Origin of the sequence: Paraburkholderia dioscoreae (assembly GCF_902459535.1) — a bacterium.
GTDB lineage: Bacteria > Pseudomonadota > Gammaproteobacteria > Burkholderiales > Burkholderiaceae > Paraburkholderia > Paraburkholderia dioscoreae.
In genome coordinates this window covers 2308914-2327304 of the sequence record NZ_LR699554.1, presented here as the reverse complement: position 1 = coordinate 2327304, position 18391 = coordinate 2308914, and the positions used below count along the sequence as shown (strand labels likewise).

General features: G+C 61.6%; 15 protein-coding genes. 5 read left to right on the top strand and 10 right to left on the bottom strand.

Annotated features, from left to right (window positions below):
• Positions 1-53: 53 nt before the first annotated feature.
• Together PDMSB3_RS30620 and PDMSB3_RS30615 are read right to left on the bottom strand one after the other, a co-directional pair.
• Entirely contained in the window at positions 54-452 is a 399-nt protein-coding gene (locus tag PDMSB3_RS30620) for a DUF934 domain-containing protein (protein WP_007177797.1), read from the bottom strand.
• On the bottom strand, positions 449-2236 hold the full coding sequence (locus tag PDMSB3_RS30615; protein ID WP_035516730.1) for a nitrite/sulfite reductase: 1788 nt from the start codon (positions 2234-2236) through the stop codon (positions 449-451). The genes PDMSB3_RS30620 and PDMSB3_RS30615 overlap by 4 nt, the downstream gene beginning before the upstream one ends.
• A 418-nt stretch (positions 2237-2654) precedes the next feature.
• On the opposite strand from PDMSB3_RS30615, the gene PDMSB3_RS30610 reads away from it, so the two are divergent.
• Positions 2655-2843, top strand: a complete 189-nt coding sequence (locus PDMSB3_RS30610; RefSeq protein ID WP_007177795.1) for a DUF2970 domain-containing protein — start codon at positions 2655-2657, stop codon at positions 2841-2843.
• 22 nt (positions 2844-2865) lie between these two features.
• On the opposite strand, the gene PDMSB3_RS30605 is transcribed toward PDMSB3_RS30610, so the two are convergent.
• The gene (locus tag PDMSB3_RS30605; RefSeq protein ID WP_007177794.1) at positions 2866-4281 is read right to left on the bottom strand and encodes an aminotransferase-like domain-containing protein; all 1416 of its coding nucleotides are present in this window, start codon (positions 4279-4281) and stop codon (positions 2866-2868) included.
• Between the two features lie 323 nt (positions 4282-4604).
• Here PDMSB3_RS30605 and PDMSB3_RS30600 point away from each other — a divergent pair, with 323 nt between their 5' ends.
• The 3 genes from PDMSB3_RS30600 (at position 4605) to PDMSB3_RS30590 (ending at position 8442) form a co-directional block, all read left to right on the top strand.
• Complete coding sequence (locus tag PDMSB3_RS30600) at positions 4605-5216, top strand: glutathione S-transferase family protein (protein WP_007177793.1); 612 nt, start codon at positions 4605-4607, stop codon at positions 5214-5216.
• Between the two features lie 126 nt (positions 5217-5342).
• Positions 5343-7418, top strand: coding sequence for a 2Fe-2S iron-sulfur cluster-binding protein (locus PDMSB3_RS30595; protein ID WP_007177792.1), 2076 nt, complete (start codon positions 5343-5345; stop codon positions 7416-7418).
• Positions 7419-7545: 127 nt separating this feature from the next.
• Entirely contained in the window at positions 7546-8442 is an 897-nt protein-coding gene (locus PDMSB3_RS30590; RefSeq protein ID WP_007177791.1) for a LysR family transcriptional regulator, read from the top strand.
• 74 nt (positions 8443-8516) lie between these two features.
• On the opposite strand, the gene PDMSB3_RS30585 is transcribed toward PDMSB3_RS30590, so the two are convergent.
• Together PDMSB3_RS30585 and PDMSB3_RS30580 are read right to left on the bottom strand one after the other, a co-directional pair.
• Positions 8517-9494 (bottom strand): LLM class oxidoreductase, encoded by a 978-nt coding sequence (locus PDMSB3_RS30585; protein ID WP_197740292.1) that lies wholly within the window; start codon positions 9492-9494, stop codon positions 8517-8519.
• Positions 9495-9541: 47 nt separating this feature from the next.
• Positions 9542-11917 (bottom strand): DNA polymerase II, encoded by a 2376-nt coding sequence (locus PDMSB3_RS30580; protein ID WP_165188684.1) that lies wholly within the window; start codon positions 11915-11917, stop codon positions 9542-9544.
• Between the two features lie 229 nt (positions 11918-12146).
• Here PDMSB3_RS30580 and PDMSB3_RS30575 point away from each other — a divergent pair, with 229 nt between their 5' ends.
• A complete protein-coding gene (locus PDMSB3_RS30575) occupies positions 12147-12572 on the top strand; it encodes a PRC-barrel domain-containing protein (RefSeq protein ID WP_165188682.1) in 426 nt (141 codons plus the stop codon).
• Positions 12573-12769: 197 nt separating this feature from the next.
• Here PDMSB3_RS30575 and PDMSB3_RS30570 read toward each other — a convergent pair whose 3' ends face one another.
• From PDMSB3_RS30570 to PDMSB3_RS30550, 5 genes are all read right to left on the bottom strand, one after another.
• Positions 12770-13780, bottom strand: a complete 1011-nt coding sequence (locus PDMSB3_RS30570; RefSeq protein ID WP_165188680.1) for a DUF2891 domain-containing protein — start codon at positions 13778-13780, stop codon at positions 12770-12772.
• A gap of 10 nt (positions 13781-13790) precedes the next feature.
• Entirely contained in the window at positions 13791-14741 is a 951-nt protein-coding gene (locus PDMSB3_RS30565) for a DUF979 domain-containing protein (RefSeq protein ID WP_035516726.1), read from the bottom strand.
• On the bottom strand, positions 14741-15430 hold the full coding sequence (locus PDMSB3_RS30560; RefSeq protein WP_007177785.1) for a DUF969 domain-containing protein: 690 nt from the start codon (positions 15428-15430) through the stop codon (positions 14741-14743). Before PDMSB3_RS30560 ends, PDMSB3_RS30565 begins: the two co-directional genes overlap by 1 nt.
• Positions 15431-15770: 340 nt before the next feature.
• On the bottom strand, positions 15771-17093 hold the full coding sequence (locus PDMSB3_RS30555; RefSeq protein WP_165188678.1) for an NAD(P)/FAD-dependent oxidoreductase: 1323 nt from the start codon (positions 17091-17093) through the stop codon (positions 15771-15773).
• Complete coding sequence (locus PDMSB3_RS30550) at positions 17093-18385, bottom strand: NAD(P)/FAD-dependent oxidoreductase (RefSeq protein ID WP_007177783.1); 1293 nt, start codon at positions 18383-18385, stop codon at positions 17093-17095. The genes PDMSB3_RS30555 and PDMSB3_RS30550 overlap by 1 nt, the downstream gene beginning before the upstream one ends.
• Between the last annotated feature and the right edge of the window lie 6 nt (positions 18386-18391).

Genomic DNA, 18391 nt, shown 5'->3' with positions numbered 1-18391 from the left:
AAACGTTCAATGCGTGCGTCAACGGCAGTTGGTTATCCGCACCGGTTTCGATTTCACATCGGCTCGAGCTTTTCGTTGGTTTTTTCAGCGGCGGCCTGATAGTAGCCGGGGAATCGCTCGAACTGGCGTTTCGCGTCGGCCGGATCGACACCGTCTTTGAGTACCGCGCTAGAGAATCCCGTTCTCTGCATCTGGACGAGCTGGTCTATCAAAACGTCTCCGGTGGCGCGTAAGTCACCTTTGAATCCGAGCCTGCGGCGTAGGAGATAGGCTTGGCTGTATGCGCGTCCGTCTGTGAAGTCCGGGAAGTGGAGATCGATGCGTGCGATCGTTTCAATCCGCTCTGCAAGCGTAGTCGGGTCTGCGTCATTGGGAAGCAGAGTCGCGTTCTCGACATCGTCCGCCAGATGTTCGGACGTTGACAGGATTTTCAGTCGAGTGCCATTTGTCACAATGAAACCTCTGTTTTGCACCGGGCGCCGTTGGCGGCAAGCTTGAACGGTTCGAGACCGACGCGCCTGACTGTCTGGATAAACGTCTCCCGCGTTCCATCTGCGCTTCGTACATCGCGGTAAGTGGAGAGTATCGCTTCTATGACGTCAGGTATTTCATGCGAGGAGAAAGACGGTCCAATGACTTTTCCTGGCTGCGCGACACCGCTCGAATTCTTCCCATCCGCTCCGCCCAGCGTAACCTGATACCACTCTTGTCCGTCCTTGTCGACGCCGAGAATGCCGATGTGGCCGCTATGGTGATGACCGCATGAGTTGATGCAGCCGCTGATATGCAAATCGATCTCGCCGATATCGTCGAGTTCGTCGAGATCCTGATAACGCTCGGCAATCGCCTGTGCAACCGGAATGGAACGTGCATTGGCAAGGGCGCAAAAATCGCCGCCCGGGCACGCAATCATGTCTGTGAGAAGGCGCACGTTTGCACTGGCCAGGTCCGCGTCGGAGGCGGCTTGCCAGAGCGGGAAAAGGTCGTCCGCATGGACCCACGGCAGCACCACATTTTGCGTATGGGTTACGCGTGCCTCACCGGCCGAATATCGCGCGGCCAGTTCGGCGACAGTATCGAGCTGATCGGCCGATGCGTCACCGGGTGCCTGAAGCAGGCGTTTGAATGACAAGGTCACGACACGCATTTGCGGATCCTTGTGTAGCGCCACGTTGCGCTCCAACCATTTCCCGAAACGCGGATGGATTTCCGCTTGTGCGCGCAGATCCATGCGGACACCGCCGACGTTCGCAGGTGTTCGCTTATGCAAGGCTGGCGGCACGAACGAAGCGCTGACGCGGTCGAGTTCGGCCTGCGCAATGGTATGCGGTCCGCCATCGAATTCGACGATCTGGCGAAATTCCTCGTTCACGTCGTCGACATAGCGCTGCCCCTCGGCCTTGACCAGGATTTTTATGCGCGCCTTGTACTTGTTATCGCGTCGACCGTAGCGGTTATAGACGCGTACAACCGCCTCGATATAGTTCATGATCTGCTGCCACGGCAAAAACTCACGCAGCACTGCGCCGATCATGGGCGTGCGACCCATTCCGCCGCCGACTGTCACCCGAAAGCCAAGTTCGCCTGCTTCGTTCCTGATGAGCCGCAAACCTACATCGTGCCACTCCGTCGCGGCCCGATCTTCGGCCGCGCCGGTAATTGCAATCTTGAACTTGCGCGGAAGAAAGGCAAACTCGGGATGCAACGTAGTCCATTGCCGCATGATTTCAGCGAATGGCCTCGGGTCGGCGATCTCGTCCGGTGCGACTCCGGCACGTTCGTCGCAGGAAATGTTGCGAATGCAGTTGCCGCTGGTCTGAATCCCATGCATGTCGACGCTGGCGAGCAGGTCCATCACGTCCGCCGCTTTCGAGAGCGGAATCCAGTTGAACTGGACATTGGTGCGCGTTGTGAAATGCGCATAGTGGGTAGGCAGGTGGAGAGTGCCGAGTTTGCGCTGTGCTTCGCAAGCAAGCCGATAGACCTCGGCCTCAGGCTCGTCATACTCGCGCGCAATCCGGGCGAGCACACGCAACTGCGAACTCGACAACTCTCCATACGGCACGGCAACGCGCAGCATTGGAGCGTGCCGTTGCACATACCATCCGTTTTGAAGACGTAGCGGACGAAAGTCGTTCTCGCTGAGCTTACCGGATTGCCATCGCTCGACCTGGTCGCGAAACTGTGCTGCGCGGCTGCGTACGAAGGATTTGTCAAACTCAGTGTATTGGTACATGGTCCGGTGTGTCTGCGGCTGCACGTGGCGCTGCTCGCCCAGGCGTTGGGTCGGTAAAGAGACGGGTCTCGCCGGTGGTGATGCTTGCCGTACCTCGTCGGCCTGGCGGTGCCTGGCAAAGAGCCTTGCACAAAGACTTTTTTGCCACTTTTCGCCCTGTGCCTCGAAAGACAGCTGTGCGGTAAACGCGGGTTCTATTATCCGCAAACAATAGAGGGAAAGGAAAGCGCTGAAAAGTAGCAGATGCAGCAAAAATCGCGGTAGCAGATCCGGACGCAGGTCTCGGACAGGCCGCTGAACGGCCGCACGAAGGAAGACTGCTACGTTCGAATAGTTCACAACTGCTACTTCTTTGTCGGATCTGTCCGGCCCATAGTGTCACGGGAGATCAAACAATGCTGCATGGAGAGGTGCGGTCATGAACCTGTTGAAGATGACGCGAATCGTGCTGTGGAGTTTTCTGGGCGTTCGTCGCGGCGCCTCGCATCAAGCGGATATCACGGGAGTCAGGCTACCGCTGTTGCCTTTCGTTGCCGTGCTTCTTGCCACCGGGTTCGGCGCGATTCTCTTTGCCTTGGCGAAGCTCGCAATCACCGTCGCGCATTGAGAGGCGAGAAGGTGTCCGTTGTTCACTGGCTGGACAGTTTGATTAGCGAGCAGAGGGTTTTAACAGCCTGCTCGGTTCTTTCGTCCCACGGATGACCAAAATTCAAACGGATGTGGTCGCGGAATGCGTGCTGCGCGGAAAAAATGGGGCCCGGCGCAATGCTGATTCCATTTTCTATCGCAAGGCGGTGCAATTGCATCGCGTCGACATGGTGGGGCAGTCGGACCCAGACGAAATATCCACCGGACGGTCGCGTCCAGTGCGAATCAGCGGGCATCCAGCGGTGCAGTGCGGCATCCATCGTATCCAGCTGATTGCGCAACGCGCCACGTAGTTTCCGGAGATGCTTGTCGTAGCCGCCGTGCTGCAGATAGTCGGCTATGCCGGCCTGTGCGGGAATGCTGGCCGATAAGGTGGTCATCAACTTCAGACGTTGGACCTTCCCGGCGAAACGCCCCGCCGCTACCCAGCCAATGCGATAGCCCGGTGCAAGTGTCTTTGAGAATGAACTGCAGTGCATGACGAGTCCCTTCTGGTCAAAGACCCTCGCCGGCAGCGGGTTGGCGGCTCCGTGATGTAGCTCGCCATACACGTCGTCTTCAATGAGCGGCACGTCGTGCCGGGCCAGAAGCTCGACCAGTGCTTTCTTCTTTTCCTGCGACATCGTGGCGCCTGTCGGGTTCTGAAAGTTCGTCATGAACCAGCATGCCCGAATAGGCTGCGTCTCGAACGCATGCGCCAGAGCCTCCAGATCAAGACCCGAAACGGAATCGACCGGGATTTCCACCGCCCGCAAGTCGAGGCGTTCGATTGCCTGCAGCGCCGCATAGAATCCGGGTGACTCGATCGCCACCACGTCTCCCGGCCGCGTCACTGCCATCAGACAAAGATTGAGCGCCTCCAGTGCGCCATTCGTGACAACAAGCTCTTCCATTGGTTGCGCGATGCCCATCGCCATATACCGCAGCGAAATCTCGCGACGCAGTTGCTCATTGCCTGGCGGAAGGTCGACGACAGTGCTCCACGGACTGATCAAACGGGTCGAGTGCGCGAGCGATCTGGCGAGGCGCTGAAGGGGAAAAAGCTTGGGAGACGGAAACGCGGAGCCGAACGGAACCACGTTGGGATGCTTCGCCGCCTCGAGCACCGAGAAGACGAGGTCGCTGATCTCGACCCTGGCGGATGCCAAAGCAGGAGGAGGCTTCGAAGCCAGCGGCTGCTTAAGCGCGGCACCTGGCGCTACGTAGTATCCGGAGCGTTCGCGTGCTCGAATCAGCCCCCATTCTTCGAGAAGATAGTACGCGCGGAATACCGTTGACTGACTCACGCCGTGCTGCGTCGTGAGCTGTCGCAGGGAAGGCATCCGGGAGCCAACGAGGCGCCGGCCGGAGCGAATCTCGTCGGCCATTGTGTTGGCCAGCAATTCGAAGCGTTTCATTTAATGGCCGTGGTTCGCCTGAGTTTTTCCGGTAAGCGTCTGTAGCAGGTCGGTTTGGGAAATCCGGTTCATCGAGCAAGCGATGTTGCCTCGAATGCGCTGACAGGGCAAGTCGGCGCAGGCCATTGATAGATCCCTTGACCCGTGCAGCGTTACCGGGTTGAGACGAACGGGGGCTCAACTCAATCAGGGTGCCAGCACTGTTCTCGTTACGAGAACATTGATTTGACCTTGCGACGTATTCTGGAAAAAGGACGGCGTCCCTAGACTTGGCTCCAGTGGTTCGGATTTCCCAGCCACACCGCCAACCAGGGAAGATCGTCATGAAACTCTATTACCACCCGCTGTCCGGCCACTCGCATCGCGCCCACCTGTTCCTCTCGCTGCTCGGTGTCGAGCATGAACTCATTGAAGTCGACCTGATGAAGGCCGAGCACAAGTCACCGGAATTCCTCAAGCTGAACCGCTTCGGCCAGGTGCCCGCGCTGGTCGACGGCGACACGGTGGTGGCGGATTCGAATGCAATCCTCGTATACCTCGCCCGCAAGCTGAACCAGAAGGACTGGCTGCCGCAGACGCCGGCCGGCGAAGCGGCGATCCAGCGCTGGCTTTCGGTTGCCGCGGGGGAAATCGCTTACGGCCCGGCGGCGGCGCGGCTGATCACAGTGTTTGGTGCGGCACGCAATGCGGAGGAGGTGATCGGCCGAGCTCACGCGATCCTCAAGATCATCGATCAGGAGCTGACCGGTCGCGAATTCATCGTCGGAGCCCATCCGACCATCGCGGACGTCGCGCTGTACAGCTACATCGCGCGGGCGCCGGAAGGCAATGTCGATCTCTCCGGCTACCCGAACGTCAGTACCTGGCTGCGGCGCATCGAAGCGCTGCCTGGCTTCGTCGAGTTCAGGAAGACACCTGTTGGCCTCGCGGCGTAATGATGATCTCAGGGTGCCGCCCGGTTGATCCCGGCGCGATCCCCAAGCTGATACGGGCGCGACCTGATGCGCGCCAACCGTTTCTCTGATTCCCCGCTTATGCCTCATCCGGACAGGAGTGTCATCGTGAGCGCAAATTCGACAGACAACGCGGTTTCGCCCTGGCATGCGGGCGAATTGAAGCTTCAACGCGCAGTGGGCGTGGCTGAGCGGATGCAGGATGTCGGGCGGCGGGTCATTCGTCGTTTCATGCCCGACCAGCATCGCACGTTCTTCTCCCAATTGCCGTTTGTCGCGCTTGGCGCGGTGGATCACGAAGGCGACGTGTGGGCCACGCTGGTTGCCGGTAAGCCGGGATTTCTGCACGCACCGACCGCGCGCACGCTGCTAGTCGACCTGGTGCGCGACCCGCACGACCCGGCCTCCGCTGGTCTCGACGATGGCGAAGCGGTGGGTTTGCTGGGCATCGAACTGCATACCCGCCGGCGTAATCGCCTGAATGGTACGGTGAGCCATTGCACCGGCGCGGGTTTCAACGTCGACGTGACGCAGAGTTTCGGCAACTGTCCGCAATACATCCAGATGCGCGATGCCGAATTCGTTCGTGACCCGGCGAGCCCGCCGCCCGCCGAGGCCGTGCACCTTGAGTACCTGTCGGAACGGGCGCGCACGATGATCGATACGGCCGATACTTTCTTCGTCGCGTCTTATGTCGATGACCCCGCCGGCCGTCAGGTCGACGTCTCGCACCGCGGCGGCAAAGCAGGGTTCGTGCGCCTGAGTGAGGACGGCGTGCTGACGATTCCTGACTTTGCAGGCAACCTGTTTTTTGCCACGCTCGGCAACTTCGTCATCAATCCCCGCGCGGGGCTCGTCTTCGCTGATTTCGAAAGCGGCGATCTGTTGCAGCTCACGGGAGAGGCGCAAGTCGATCTCGACTCCCCCGAAATCGCCGCATTTCAGGGCGCGGAGCGTCTGTGGCGTTTCAAGCCGCGTCGCATCGTCTATCGCGCCGGCGCGTTGCCGCTGCGCTGGAAGTTTCAGGCGAACGGCTGGTCGCCGAACTCGCTGATGACGGGCAGTTGGGACGAGGTGGCGAGCCGCCTGAAAGCGCAGGCGCTGGCCGACGCGTGGCGTCCCTTCAAGGTCACCCAGGTCGTCGACGAAAGCTCGGTGATCCGTTCGTTCTACCTTGAACCGCTCGATGGCGCCGGCCTCATTCCGCACACAGCGGGCCAACATCTGCCGATTCGCGTCACGCCGCCCGGTTGCACCAAACCGGTAATCCGGACCTATACGTTGTCCACGGCGCCGGCAGACGGGGTGTACCGGATCAGCGTCAAGCGGCAAGGACTGGTTTCTGTGCATCTGCACGAAACGTTGCGGGTGGGCAGTGTCATCGAGGCGCGTGCGCCGGCCGGCCAGTTCACCATCGACGCCGCCGCGCACCGGCCGGCGGTGCTGCTCGCAGCGGGTGTCGGCGTGACGCCCATGCTCGCGATGTTGCGGCACGTCGTATATGAAGGTTTGCGTACACGCAGGGTCCGACCGACGTGGTTGTTTCACTCGGCACGCACGCTCGCCGAGCGGGCCTTCACGAAAGAGATCGATCAACTGGCCGCGAATGCCGGTGGTGAGGTGCGCGTGGTGCGCACGCTGACCGATAGCGAAGGCGCGCAAATGGGCAAGGATTTCGATGCCGCAGGTCGGCTCGATATCGAACTTCTGCGCGAGACACTCCCATTCAACGACTACGATTTTTACCTGTGCGGACCGGCGGGGTTCATGCAGTCGCTGTACGACGGGCTGCGCGAGCTGAATGTCGCCGATAACCGGATTCACGCCGAGGCGTTCGGGCCGGCGGGGTTGCATCGTCGGACAGACGCCGGCGCAGACGCAGGCCTTGCGCATTTGCCGGCGGATAAACCGACGCCGGTTGCGTTCGTCAAGTCCGGCAAGGAAGCGCGCTGGAATCCAGACAGTGGTTCGTTGCTGGATCTCGCCGAGTCGCGGGGCTTGTCGCCGGAATTCGGCTGCCGTGGCGGCAGTTGCGGGACTTGCCGCACCCGCGTCCTCGAAGGAGCGGTCGCGTATCCTGTCGCGCCCGAGTTCAGGGTGGCGAACGACGAGGCACTGATCTGTTGCGCTGTGCCGGCGCAAGCCGGGAGCGGCAGCGCCGAACGCCTGCTACTGGACCTTTGACGTGATCTCGCTTACGTCTGAAGCCGCGCGGCGCGCCTGCTATGCTTGGCGAATCCGCGCCGCTGATCGAAGTCTGCTGCTGATCGGCGAGCGTGCATCGATCGCTCACTCGCACATCCAGGCAGATATGGACCGACTTCAGGCAATGACGACGTTTGTGACCGTCGTCGAAACGGAAGGTTTTGCTTCGGCGGCGCGCAAGCTGAACGTGTCGCCCTCGGTAGTGAGCCGGATGGTGACCGAACTCGAAGAACGGCTCGGCGTCAGGTTGCTGACGCGTACCACGCGTATCGTCAGGCTGACCGATGCCGGCGCCACGTATTTCGAGGACTGCCGCCGCATACTCGGCGAAATCGACGCGGCGGAAGTTACGGCGGCCGGCACGCACGCGGCGCCGCGAGGCCAGTTGACCGTGACCGCGCCGGTGCTGTTCGGGAAGATGCATCTCATGCCGATCGTGCTCGACTACCTGGCGCGCTATCCGGCGGTCAACGTCAATTGCTGGTTTCTCGACCGCGTTGTGAATATGGTCGACGAAGGTGCGGACGTCGCGGTGCGTATCGGAGAGTTGCCGAGTTCTTCCCTGCAAGCGATCGCGGTGGGCGGGGTTCGGCGCGTCCTGTGCGCGGCGCCCGCTTATCTCGATCGATACGGTGTACCAGAGCGCCCCGAGGATCTGGCAGGCCACACCACCATTCAGGCAAGCGGTGTCTCGCCTGCGCCCGAATGGCGCTTCACTGCTGACCGGCAGTCGCTCGTTGTCCCGATTCAACCACGCATGATCACAACCACCAACGACTCCGCTATCGCGGCAGCCGTCGCAGGACTGGGGGTTACGCGGCTGCTGTCCTATCAGGTGGCGCGCGAGATCGAAGCGGGCGCGCTGAAGATCGTGCTGGCCGACTATGAACCGGCCGCGTTGCCTGTGCACGTCGTTCACCGAGAAGGGCGGCACGCAAACCAGAAGGTCCGGTCATTTCTGGACCTTGCTATCGAAACGTTGCGGACAAAGAGCTGGGTTTGACGGGTTCGTGCAGCGGCGGTGGTTCTTGCTTGCGCAAGGGCGGTATGCTTTCTGCCGCAGGATCGTGAAGGAAATTACTCTCGATGAAACTGCGGCAACACCTCATCAGCCAGTTCATTGACGACCTCGGCGACCGGCCGCGCCGATGACAGATTGAACGTCACATGATGCGTCCCGCCCGCGCGCATCTCCGTCAGTATGTCGATCAACGCATGCCGGCCGGTCCGGTAGCCAAGTGAAACGGCCTGGGCCGGCTCATGCGGATCACTGCTGAGTTCGAGCCGCATCGCGACACCGAACGCGCGAAACGCCTCGGGCGCCGCGCGTTCCACGGCAGCGCGCCACATGCTGTAGCGGGCCCGCTGCGCGTCGGGTTCGCGGTGGTAGGTCATCCATCCCAGCGAATGACGCGCAATCCAGTCGACGCTCTGGCCGCCCGATCCCACCGCGAGCAGCGGCACCTCATGAGAACTCTCGGGCAGCAGACGGAAAGTCGGCGCGCCTTCAGGCGTGCGATCGGGAATGACGCGCGGCGGCTCGCCGAGCGCGGCAGCAACCGTTTCCCAGTGACTGCGATACAGATCGCGGCGCTCGTCGGAATCCCGGCCGAATGCGGCATATTCCGGCGGACGGTCGCCCGATCCCAGACCTAAAATGAAGCGCCCGTGGCTGAGTGAGCCGACTGATACCGCCGCCTTGGCGATATGCAGCGGATGGCGCAGCGTGAGCACGATGGCGCCGCTCGCCAGCGCGATACGCCGCGTATTCACGGCGAGTGCGCCGAGCAACACCCACGGGTCGAGATGGCCGACAGGGTCCGGGTAATCCGCGCTGTTCAACGGAACATCGCGTATCCACAGTGCGCGAAAGCCGCGTTCGTCGGCAAGGCGTGCGAGCGCCAGTTGCTCGTCGAAATCGGCCACGACGGTGCCGGCGCGCAGCATCGGCAAGGTGAGTCCGATACTGAGCGCCCCGTTTGAAAACACGCGATCCGCAGCGGTTTGCGCGTCGTCTTTCAACTCGCCTGCCGTGTTCAGGTTCGACTCTTGCATGCGTGACCTTTGCTTTGAGCTTTGATCCGCCCGATGCTAGCACTGCTTCAGAACAGCGGCTTCTGGCCCGACATCAAAGTGATGAAATCATCGCGCAGCAGCGGCAGGATCGCGTCGGCGACGGGCTGCAACTGTCGCGTCAGATAGTGTTCGTAATCGATCGCCGAGCGCAGCGTTTCCAGCGGCTCGGGTCCGGCAACCGTCATGACATAACTGATCCAGCCGCCGTTCTGATATTGCAGCGGGCGCCCTTGCCGCCGATTGAACTCGTCCGCCACACGCGCCGCGCGCACGTGAGGCGGCACGTTGCGCTCGTATTCGCCGAGCGGCCGGCGCACGCGCTTGCGATACACGAGCTGGTCGTCGAGCTTGCCTTCGAGCGTATCGCGTACATAGTCGCGTACGTAATCCTGATACGGTTGCCGCGTGAAAATGCGCCGGTACAGTTCCTGCTGAAACTGTTGCGCGAGCGGCGTCCAGTCCGTTCGTACCGTTTCGAGTCCTTTGTAGACAATGTCCTCGCGGCCGTCCGGCATAACCGTGAGGCCTGCGTAGCGTTTCTTGCTGCCTTCCTCGGCGCCGCGAATGGTCGGCATGAAGAAGCGCCGGTAGTGCCGCTCGAATTGCAGTTCGAGCGCGCTGTCGAGCCCGAATCTCTCCCGCAGATTCTCCCGCCACCATGCATTGATATGTTCGACCAGCGCGCGGCCGATGCGGCTCGCGTCTTCCTCGCTGTGCGCATGCTTGAGCCACACGAAGGTCGAATCCGTGTCGCCGTAAATGACCTCGTAGCCTTCGCCCTGAATCAGTTCGCGCGTGGCATGCATGATTTCGTGGCCACGCATGGTGATCGACGAGGCGAGACGCGGATCGAAGAAACGGCAACCGGTCGATCCCAGCACGCCGTAAAAGGCGTTCATGATGATCTTCAACGCCTGCGAAAGCGGCTTGTTGTTCTCGCGTTTGGCCGTTTCGCGCCCTTGCCAGACCTGCCCGACGATCGACGGCAAACAATGGCGCGTGCGCGAGAAACGCGCGCCGAGAAAGCCCGGCACGGATTGATCGTCGGCGGGATTCAGCATGCCTTCCACCAGGCCGACGGGGTCGATCAAAAAGGTGCGGATAATGGACGGATAGAGGCTCTTGTAGTCCAGCACCAGCACGGAATCGTAGAGGCCGGGGCGCGAATCCATCACGAAGCCGCCGGGGCTCGCGGCGCCCGCCACGTCGCCGAGATTGGGCGCGACATAGCCTTGCCGATGCATACGCGGCATATACAGATGCGTGAACGCGGCCACTGATCCGCCGCTGCGATCCGCCGGCAGCCCCGTGACGCTCGCGCGTTCCAGCAGGAACGGCAGCAACTCCGTTTTTGCGAAAATGCGCGTGACCAACTCGCAGTCCTTGAGGTTGTACTGCGCGAGCGCGGGCTTGTCCTCGTCGAAGCGGCGCTGGATTTCGTCCATGCGCTGATATGGATTGTCGATCGACTTGCCTTCGCCCAGCACGGAACGCGCGACATGTTCGAGACTGAACGAAGGGAAACTCCACGTCGCGGAACGCAGTGCCTCGATGCCGTCGATAATCAGCCGCCCCGCGGCGCCGGCGAAGAAATGGTTCTGTTTGAGTCCGTGCTCGCGCCATTCCATCACCGCACCACCGCGGCCGAGCCGCAGCGGTATGCGATATTGTTCGGCGTGCTGCTGCAGCACACGCAGATCGAACTGCACCAGATTCCAGCCGATGATCGCATCGGGATCATGCCGCTCCAGCCACGCGTTCAGTTTTTCCAGCAAGTGTGCGCGGGTTTCGCAGTATTCGAGGTCGAAGTCGAGCGCGCCCGCATTGCCATTGGGTGGGCCCAGCATATACACCTGGCGCTGTCCGCAACCTTCCAGCGCGATCGAGTACAACTCGGCGTGGGCACTGGTCTCGATATCGAGCGAGACCAGCTTCAAGGGCGGGCGATAGCCCGTGGCCGGTTTGAGTTCGCTGTTAAGGAGCGGGCCGCTGTGGCCGTTGCTCTGCGCGTCTGCGCTGAACCACACCGGCGCCGTGATGAAGCGCTCCATCATGTAGCGCTCCGGCGGGAAGATGTCGGCTTCGTAGACGTCGACGCCGCCTTGCTTCAGGCGTTTCTCGAACCCCGTCAATTGCCGGTACTGCGGGCAATAAAGTCCCATGACCGGGCGATGCTGAAAGTCGCAGAGATCGAGCGGGCGCAGATCGAGCGGTGCTTCGCGGCGCAGGATCGTTTCGGCCCGCTCACGATGCTCGACGGGAATGAACGCCACCGAAGGCTGAGGGCGCAGACGGATGTGACGGGGCCCGCTGTCCGTTGCCAGCCAGAAATCGACTTCCGTGCCGGCGGGTGTGTCCCGCCAATGTCGGGTCAGGATGAAACCCTGTTCAAGCTCAGTCAAACTTCCACCTCTAATGCAGGCGTGATCGCCTTGCGCGATTTTACCGCCACGAGCTTCGAGCCGTGATGCCAGCACGGGGCATTGTCGCGAATACTCTTTACGTGGTCCGCATGCGGCCTCCCGCCGCGCTGGATGCAGTCGCGCGGCGCAATCTGTATGATCGTGCTGCAGCGATTCCTTTCGGCGCAGGCCATGCGCCGGTCAAGTCTTTAAACACGGAGTGAACGATATGACTTTGGGCAAACTTGTTGTTGTCGTCGCAGTAGCTGCAACCAGCCTGGGTGCGCAGGCGCAAGTCGCCGGCACGCAACCGCTGAGCATCACCGTCGAGCAGTCGAATGCGCTGTTGAGCGGCTGGAGTGTCAAGAAGAGCATTCTTGGCAAGGGGGTGTACAACGACCAGAACGAGAAGATCGGTACGGTCCGCGATCTGGTGGTTGCGCCCGATGGCTCGCTGTCCGCCGCAATCGTCTCCGCCGGTGGTTTCCTCGGCGTGGCCTCGCACGACGTTGCGGTACCCATCGCTGCGCTGGATATCCGCCAGGGGAATTTCTATCTGGCCGGCGCCACCAAAGACGCCTTGAAGGCGACGCCCGCGTTCCAGTACAACAAGGTTCAGGCGCCGCCGAAGCCCAAGAAGCTGACGGGGCAATAATGCATGAAGCCGGCATGGTCGCCGGCTGAGCCGCGAGAAGCGGCTCCGGATTGAGACCATGATGGAAAAGCGGCGCTCGCGGCGCGAATCGGTTGGGGGAAGCCGTTTCGTGCGCGGCGCCGCTTTCGCGTTTCTGGCGGACTGACGGACCAGGCCGTCAATGAAAATTCGAATCGGAGCCTTGAATCAAGGCTTATTCAAGCTTCCAATGCGAGCGTAGCGAACGTGCCCAGCCAGTGCTCGCCCATATAGTCGCCGGCCACGTGCGGTAGCGCGCTTTGCAGATGCCGCTCGGCGGCGTCGAACAGGACTGTCCGGCGAATGTCGCCTGCGGGCAATGCGCGCGCCAAAGAACGTTGGCACCACGCACGGCTCAGATTCAAACCGTCGAGGTGAGCGATCTTGCCGTCGGTACGATCCGTCACGGTGACGGGCTCGAACAGCGTGGCGGGCTTTTTCGCGCCGAGGTTCGGCAGAAAGCGGCCGAACCAGTCGACGAACTGCGCGGGCGGCAACACGCGGCGCATGAGCTCCGCTTCCATGAGTGACGGCGAGAGAAATTCGTCGCCGGCAGGCTCCCACGCCTGACACGCCACGTCGTCCACAAACCAGCGTTCCGCGGTATTGACGACCAATGCCTCAAGCGATTCACGCGACGTTTGCCGCGCGAAATCCAGCGTAAGCGCCAACGCGAAGGCCATGTTGAAGTGCGTGCCCACGCGCAGCGGGTAGGTCGCTTTCGGCAGAAATGCCTCGAACTGTTCGATAAAAAACCGGGTGAGCGGCGCAAAGGTTTTCGACCAGCGCGCGGCCTCCGAAAGCTTCAGCGAATCGAGTTGCGCGCTGAGCGCGAGCAGCCAGGCCCAACCATACGGACGCTCGAAACCACGGTTGTGCGGCAGATCGAGATACGCAAGTTCACCGGCCACGTTCGCCGCGGTGAAATGCTCGTCGACCACCGCGACAATGCGCGCCGCTTCGGGCAGATCGGGAAAGCGTTCCAATAGATGCAGAATCAACCAGTAGCCGTGCACGCACGAATGCCAGTCGTAGCTGCCGTAAAAGATCGGATGCAGCGCGCGCGGACCCTGTACGTCTTGCGGTCCGGCGAGCGAGTGCGTCAGCTTGTTCGGGTATTCGTGCGTGAGATGGGCGAGTGCGAGATTGGCGAATTTCGACGCGAATTCGCGAGTGAGTTGGGTAGTCATTGGCGCCTCCTCAAAAGCGGAATACGAACAGATATAACAGTATGGTGTTGACGATCAACAATAGCAAAGCGGTCGGCCATTGCGCCTTGATCACGCCGTTCTGATCTTTCAGCTCCAGCAGCGCGGCCGGCACGATATTGAAGTTGGCCGCCATTGGGGTCATCAAAGTGCCGCAAAAGCCGCACAGCATGCCGATCGCGCCCAGAATGGCGGGGTTGCCGTGGAATTGATGCACGATCAACGGCAAGCCGATACCCGCTGTCATGACGGGAAACGCGGCGAATGCGTTGCCCATGATCATCGTGAAAATGGCCATGCCGAACGTATAGGCCGCGACCACCGCGAAGGCGGAGTCGAGCGGAATCCACGTTTTCACCAGATCCGACACCACGTGGCCCACGCCCGCCACGGCGAACAGCGCACCGAGCGCGGCCAGCATCTGCGGAAGAATGGCGGCCCAGCCTACGGTGTCCATAGTGTGCCGCGCGTCTTTCAGTGCGTGCACCGGCGAGTCGCGCAGCATGAAAAGCGCCGCGCCGAACGCGACCAGCGTGCCCAATACGAGCGAAATCAGCGTGACATTCTTCGCTTCGACGAATGGTGCATATTTCAGCGTCAAGGTGCCGAGCAACGTGATGAACGGAATCAGCAGCGCCGGGATGAACAGCTTGTTGCCGAAGCGTTGCGCATTCGCTTCGCGGCGCGCGGCGGCCGCTTCGGTGTTGCTGTCCGCTTTGCCTTTGCCGAGCTTGCCGGAACCGGCGATCACGGCCAGTGCAATGGCAAGGCAGCCTGTCACGAAGTGCGGCAGTTCTCCACCGAACATGAAGGTGATCGCATAGACACCCCAGAAGAGAAAGTTGGCGAGGCGGCGCGGATTCGAACGGTCCTGCAGATTGAAGAGGGCGAAGGCGGCAAACATCAAACCGGCCAGCACGTAGAGCGATTCGAGTTTGATCATCATCGTGCGATACCCCGGCCGTACGCGGTCATCTTGTGTGAGAGATTGCGGTCCAGCAGCATCAGTCTCGCGATATGAATCACGAGTGCGGCCACGGCCGTGGGAATCGCCCACACCGACACCTGCAGCGGTTCGACGGCGATGCCGTTCTGTTCGAGAAAGCCCTTGATCAGCAGGATCGACTGGATCGCAATGAAAATGTCTTCGCCGAAGAACACGGCGATGTTGTCGACCGCCGATGCATTCGCGCGGATCTGCTGACGCACTGCATCGGGTAATTCGCCGTAGCGATTCGCGGCGGCCGCTTCGGCCATCGGCGCGATCAGCGGACGCACCATTTGCGCGTGGCCGCCGAGCGACGTCAGCCCGAGTGCGGCGGTGATCTGGCGGATCACGAAGTACAGCATCAGCACGCGGCCGGTGGTGGCGGCGTGCAGGCGCGAAATCAGGTGCTTGGCCTGTTCTTTCAGACCGTTGCGTTCCAGCAGTGCGATCACCGGCAGCGTCAGCCAGATCAGGCCCATGTAGCGGTTATCGGCAAACGCCTTGCCGAATGCGCTGACAATCTCGACCGGCTGCAAGCCGCCCGCGACGCCCGTGGCGATCCCCGCGATCGTCACGACCAGTAGCGAGTTAAAGCGCAATGCGAAGCCGAGTACCACGATCGGCACGCCGATTAAAACCCACATGATGTTCTCCTTGCTGCGTCGCTGAGGTGTCGTTGTTGTGTGCTGCCGGTGCGTTGCTTCAGTGCCGCGAACACGGGTTGCACGTAGGCGCCGATTGGTTGCGCCGGGTTGCGCCGGCTGGCAGGCGAAGAAATCTAACACGAGAATTTATCGATAAATAGTCGACAAATTGGGTATTTGGGGTAAACGCTTAGGAGAGTGTGGATGTTCGAGGGAACGGGGCCGAGGGAAAGGCGAGGCCAGTGACGCGCGTCACGGGTGGCGGAGGCGTGAATATAAGTGAAAAAGCAGCACGGCTACCGCACTTGCGCCGTGCTGTTGCTACAAGATGCGATGACGACTAGAACAACTCGAGTATTCGGTGATACATCATCCCAAGTTCAAGCGCCGGCCCGCGCAACGCCGGACCGCCTGGGAAGCGTGCATGGCGCAGCCGCGCGAACAGATCGAAGGCCGCCGTCTCGCCCGCCATTGCCTGGGCGACCACGCGCCCGGCAATACCGGTCAACGCAACGCCGTGCCCCGAAAACCCCTGCACGTAGAAGTAGTTCGGATCGATCGAACCGAAATCGGGCGCACGATTGCGCGTCACGTCGACAAAACCGCCCCACGCATAGTCGATTTTCACATCGGCGAGTTGCGGGAACACGGCGATCATGCGCTGGCGTATCTCTTCACTGAGTTGCGCCAGCGACGCCCCGGTCGAACTCGCCCGTCCGCCGAACAGCACGCGATGGTCCGCCGACAAACGGAAATAGTCGAGAAAGAAGTTGTTGTCGCAAATCGCCTCGCGCCCTTTGATCAGTGCATCCGCGCGTTCCTTGCCGAGCGGTTCGGTGGCGACGATATACGAGGCGATCGGTGCAATGCGCGCAGCGACCGGCGCAGGCAGCACGTCGCCGATGGTGGCGTTGCCGCATGCCGCGACGAAACGGCAGCGCACTTCGCCGCGAGCGGTACGCACCACAGGCCGCGCACCACGCTCAATCTCGACGACCGGCGAATGCGCGAACAATTGCGCGCCTTCGCGGCGCGCCGCATCGGCGAGACCGAGGCAGTACTTCAATGGATGCAGATGGCCGGAAAACGGATCGTACACGCCGGCCAGATAGCGCCGCGATGCAACCCGTGAACGTATTTCGTCGGTATCGAGCCACGAGAGTTTTGTATAACCCCAGCGCTGCGAAGCCGATTCCATCCACGAACGCAGATCGGGCACGCGTTTCGGTTTGGTGGCAACCGTCAGATAGCCGGCCGTGAAATCGCAGTCGATGCCATAGCGCCCGATGCGCTCGCGCACCAGCGCCACGCCTTCCACCGACATCGCCCACGCAGCGCGCGCGCCTTCGAGACCGAGCTGGCGCTCCATCACCTCGTCTTTCGCGAAACCCACCAGCGTCTGTCCGCCGTTGCGTCCCGACGCGCCCCAGCCCGGACGATACGCATCGAGCACGATCACCGAGAGGCCGCGCGCCCGGCACTCCAGCGCTACCGACAAACCGGAAAAGCCCGCACCGATCACGCACACGTCGGCTTCGAGCGTGCCTTCCAAGGCGGGGTCGTCGGTGAGCGGACGGGCGGCGCTCGCCTCATAGTAGGAGTTGGCGATCAGCGCATCGGCGCGGCGCTCGAGTGTGTTGAAGCCAGGCGTCGGAGCATTCATCAAAGCAGATCCTTCATTCGATACCAGGCCATTGCGAGTACGAGGGCGGGGGTGCGCAGTGTAGCGCCGCCAGGAAAGTCGCGGTGACGAATCTTGCCGAACAGATCGAAGCGCGACGCCTGGCCGTCGATCGCCTCGGCAATCAGTCTACCCGCGAGTCCGGTGGTGTTCACGCCGTGCCCGGAGAAGCCTTGCGCGAAATACACGGTTGGCGAGAGCCGGCCGAAATGCGGCGCGCGATTCATCGTGATGTCGACGAAACCGCCCCACGCATAGTCGATTTTGACATCGTCGAGTTGCGGGAAGGTTTTGAGCATATCGCGGCGCATCGCTTCGCCGAGGTTGCGCGGCGCGAATGTCGAATAACTCACTTTGCCGCCCCACAGCAGGCGGTTATCGGGCGCGGGACGGAAATAGTCGAGCACGAAGCGGCTGTCGCACACGGCGGCTTTGGCAGGCATTAACGCTTCGGCGCGATCGGGGTCGAGCGGCTCCGTGGCGATCACGTAGGTGCCGACCGGCATGATCTTGTTCGCGACGTCCGGCGCCAGCTTGCCGAGATAGGTGTTGCAGGCGAGCACGACGAATCGCGCCCGCACGTCGCCGCGCGCGGTTTGCGCGACATGGCGGCCGTTTTCTTCGCGTAAGGCCGTGACGCAGCTGTCTTCGAAAATCCGCACGCCGGCCTCGCGTGCCGCGCGCGCCAGACCCAGCGTGTAATTCAGCGGATGCAGATGGCCGCTGTCCGCGTCGAACAGTCCGCCGAGGTAGCGCTGCGACTGAACATAGTTGCCAACGCCGTCAGCGTCGACGTAACTGAAGCGGTCATAGCCGAAGCGCCGCCGCGCTTCGTCGCGCCATTTCTGCAGCGTGTCGGTATCGCGCGGCTTATTGGCAGCGGTCAGATAACCGATGGTCAGATCGCAATCGATCTGATGTTTGGCGACGCGTTCCTTGACGATGTCGAGGGTTTCGATCCCCATGTCCCAAACGCGTTTCACGTCGTCCGCGGGCATGTACTTCGCGAACGTATCGATATCGCACGCAAAGCCGCCGATCAACTGGCCGCCATTGCGGCCGCTCGCCGCCCAGCCGACTTTCGATGCTTCGAGCACGGCGACCGAATGGCCGCGCTCGGCAAGATTGAGCGCAGTGGAAATGCCGGTGAGGCCGGCGCCGATCACGCAAACGTCGACGTTGATGGTTTCTTCGAGTGCGGGATGGCGGGTGGTGTCGTTGGCGGTGGCGGCGTAATACGAGGCGACGTGAGGCTGATTCGAGAATCGGAGCATAGGCAT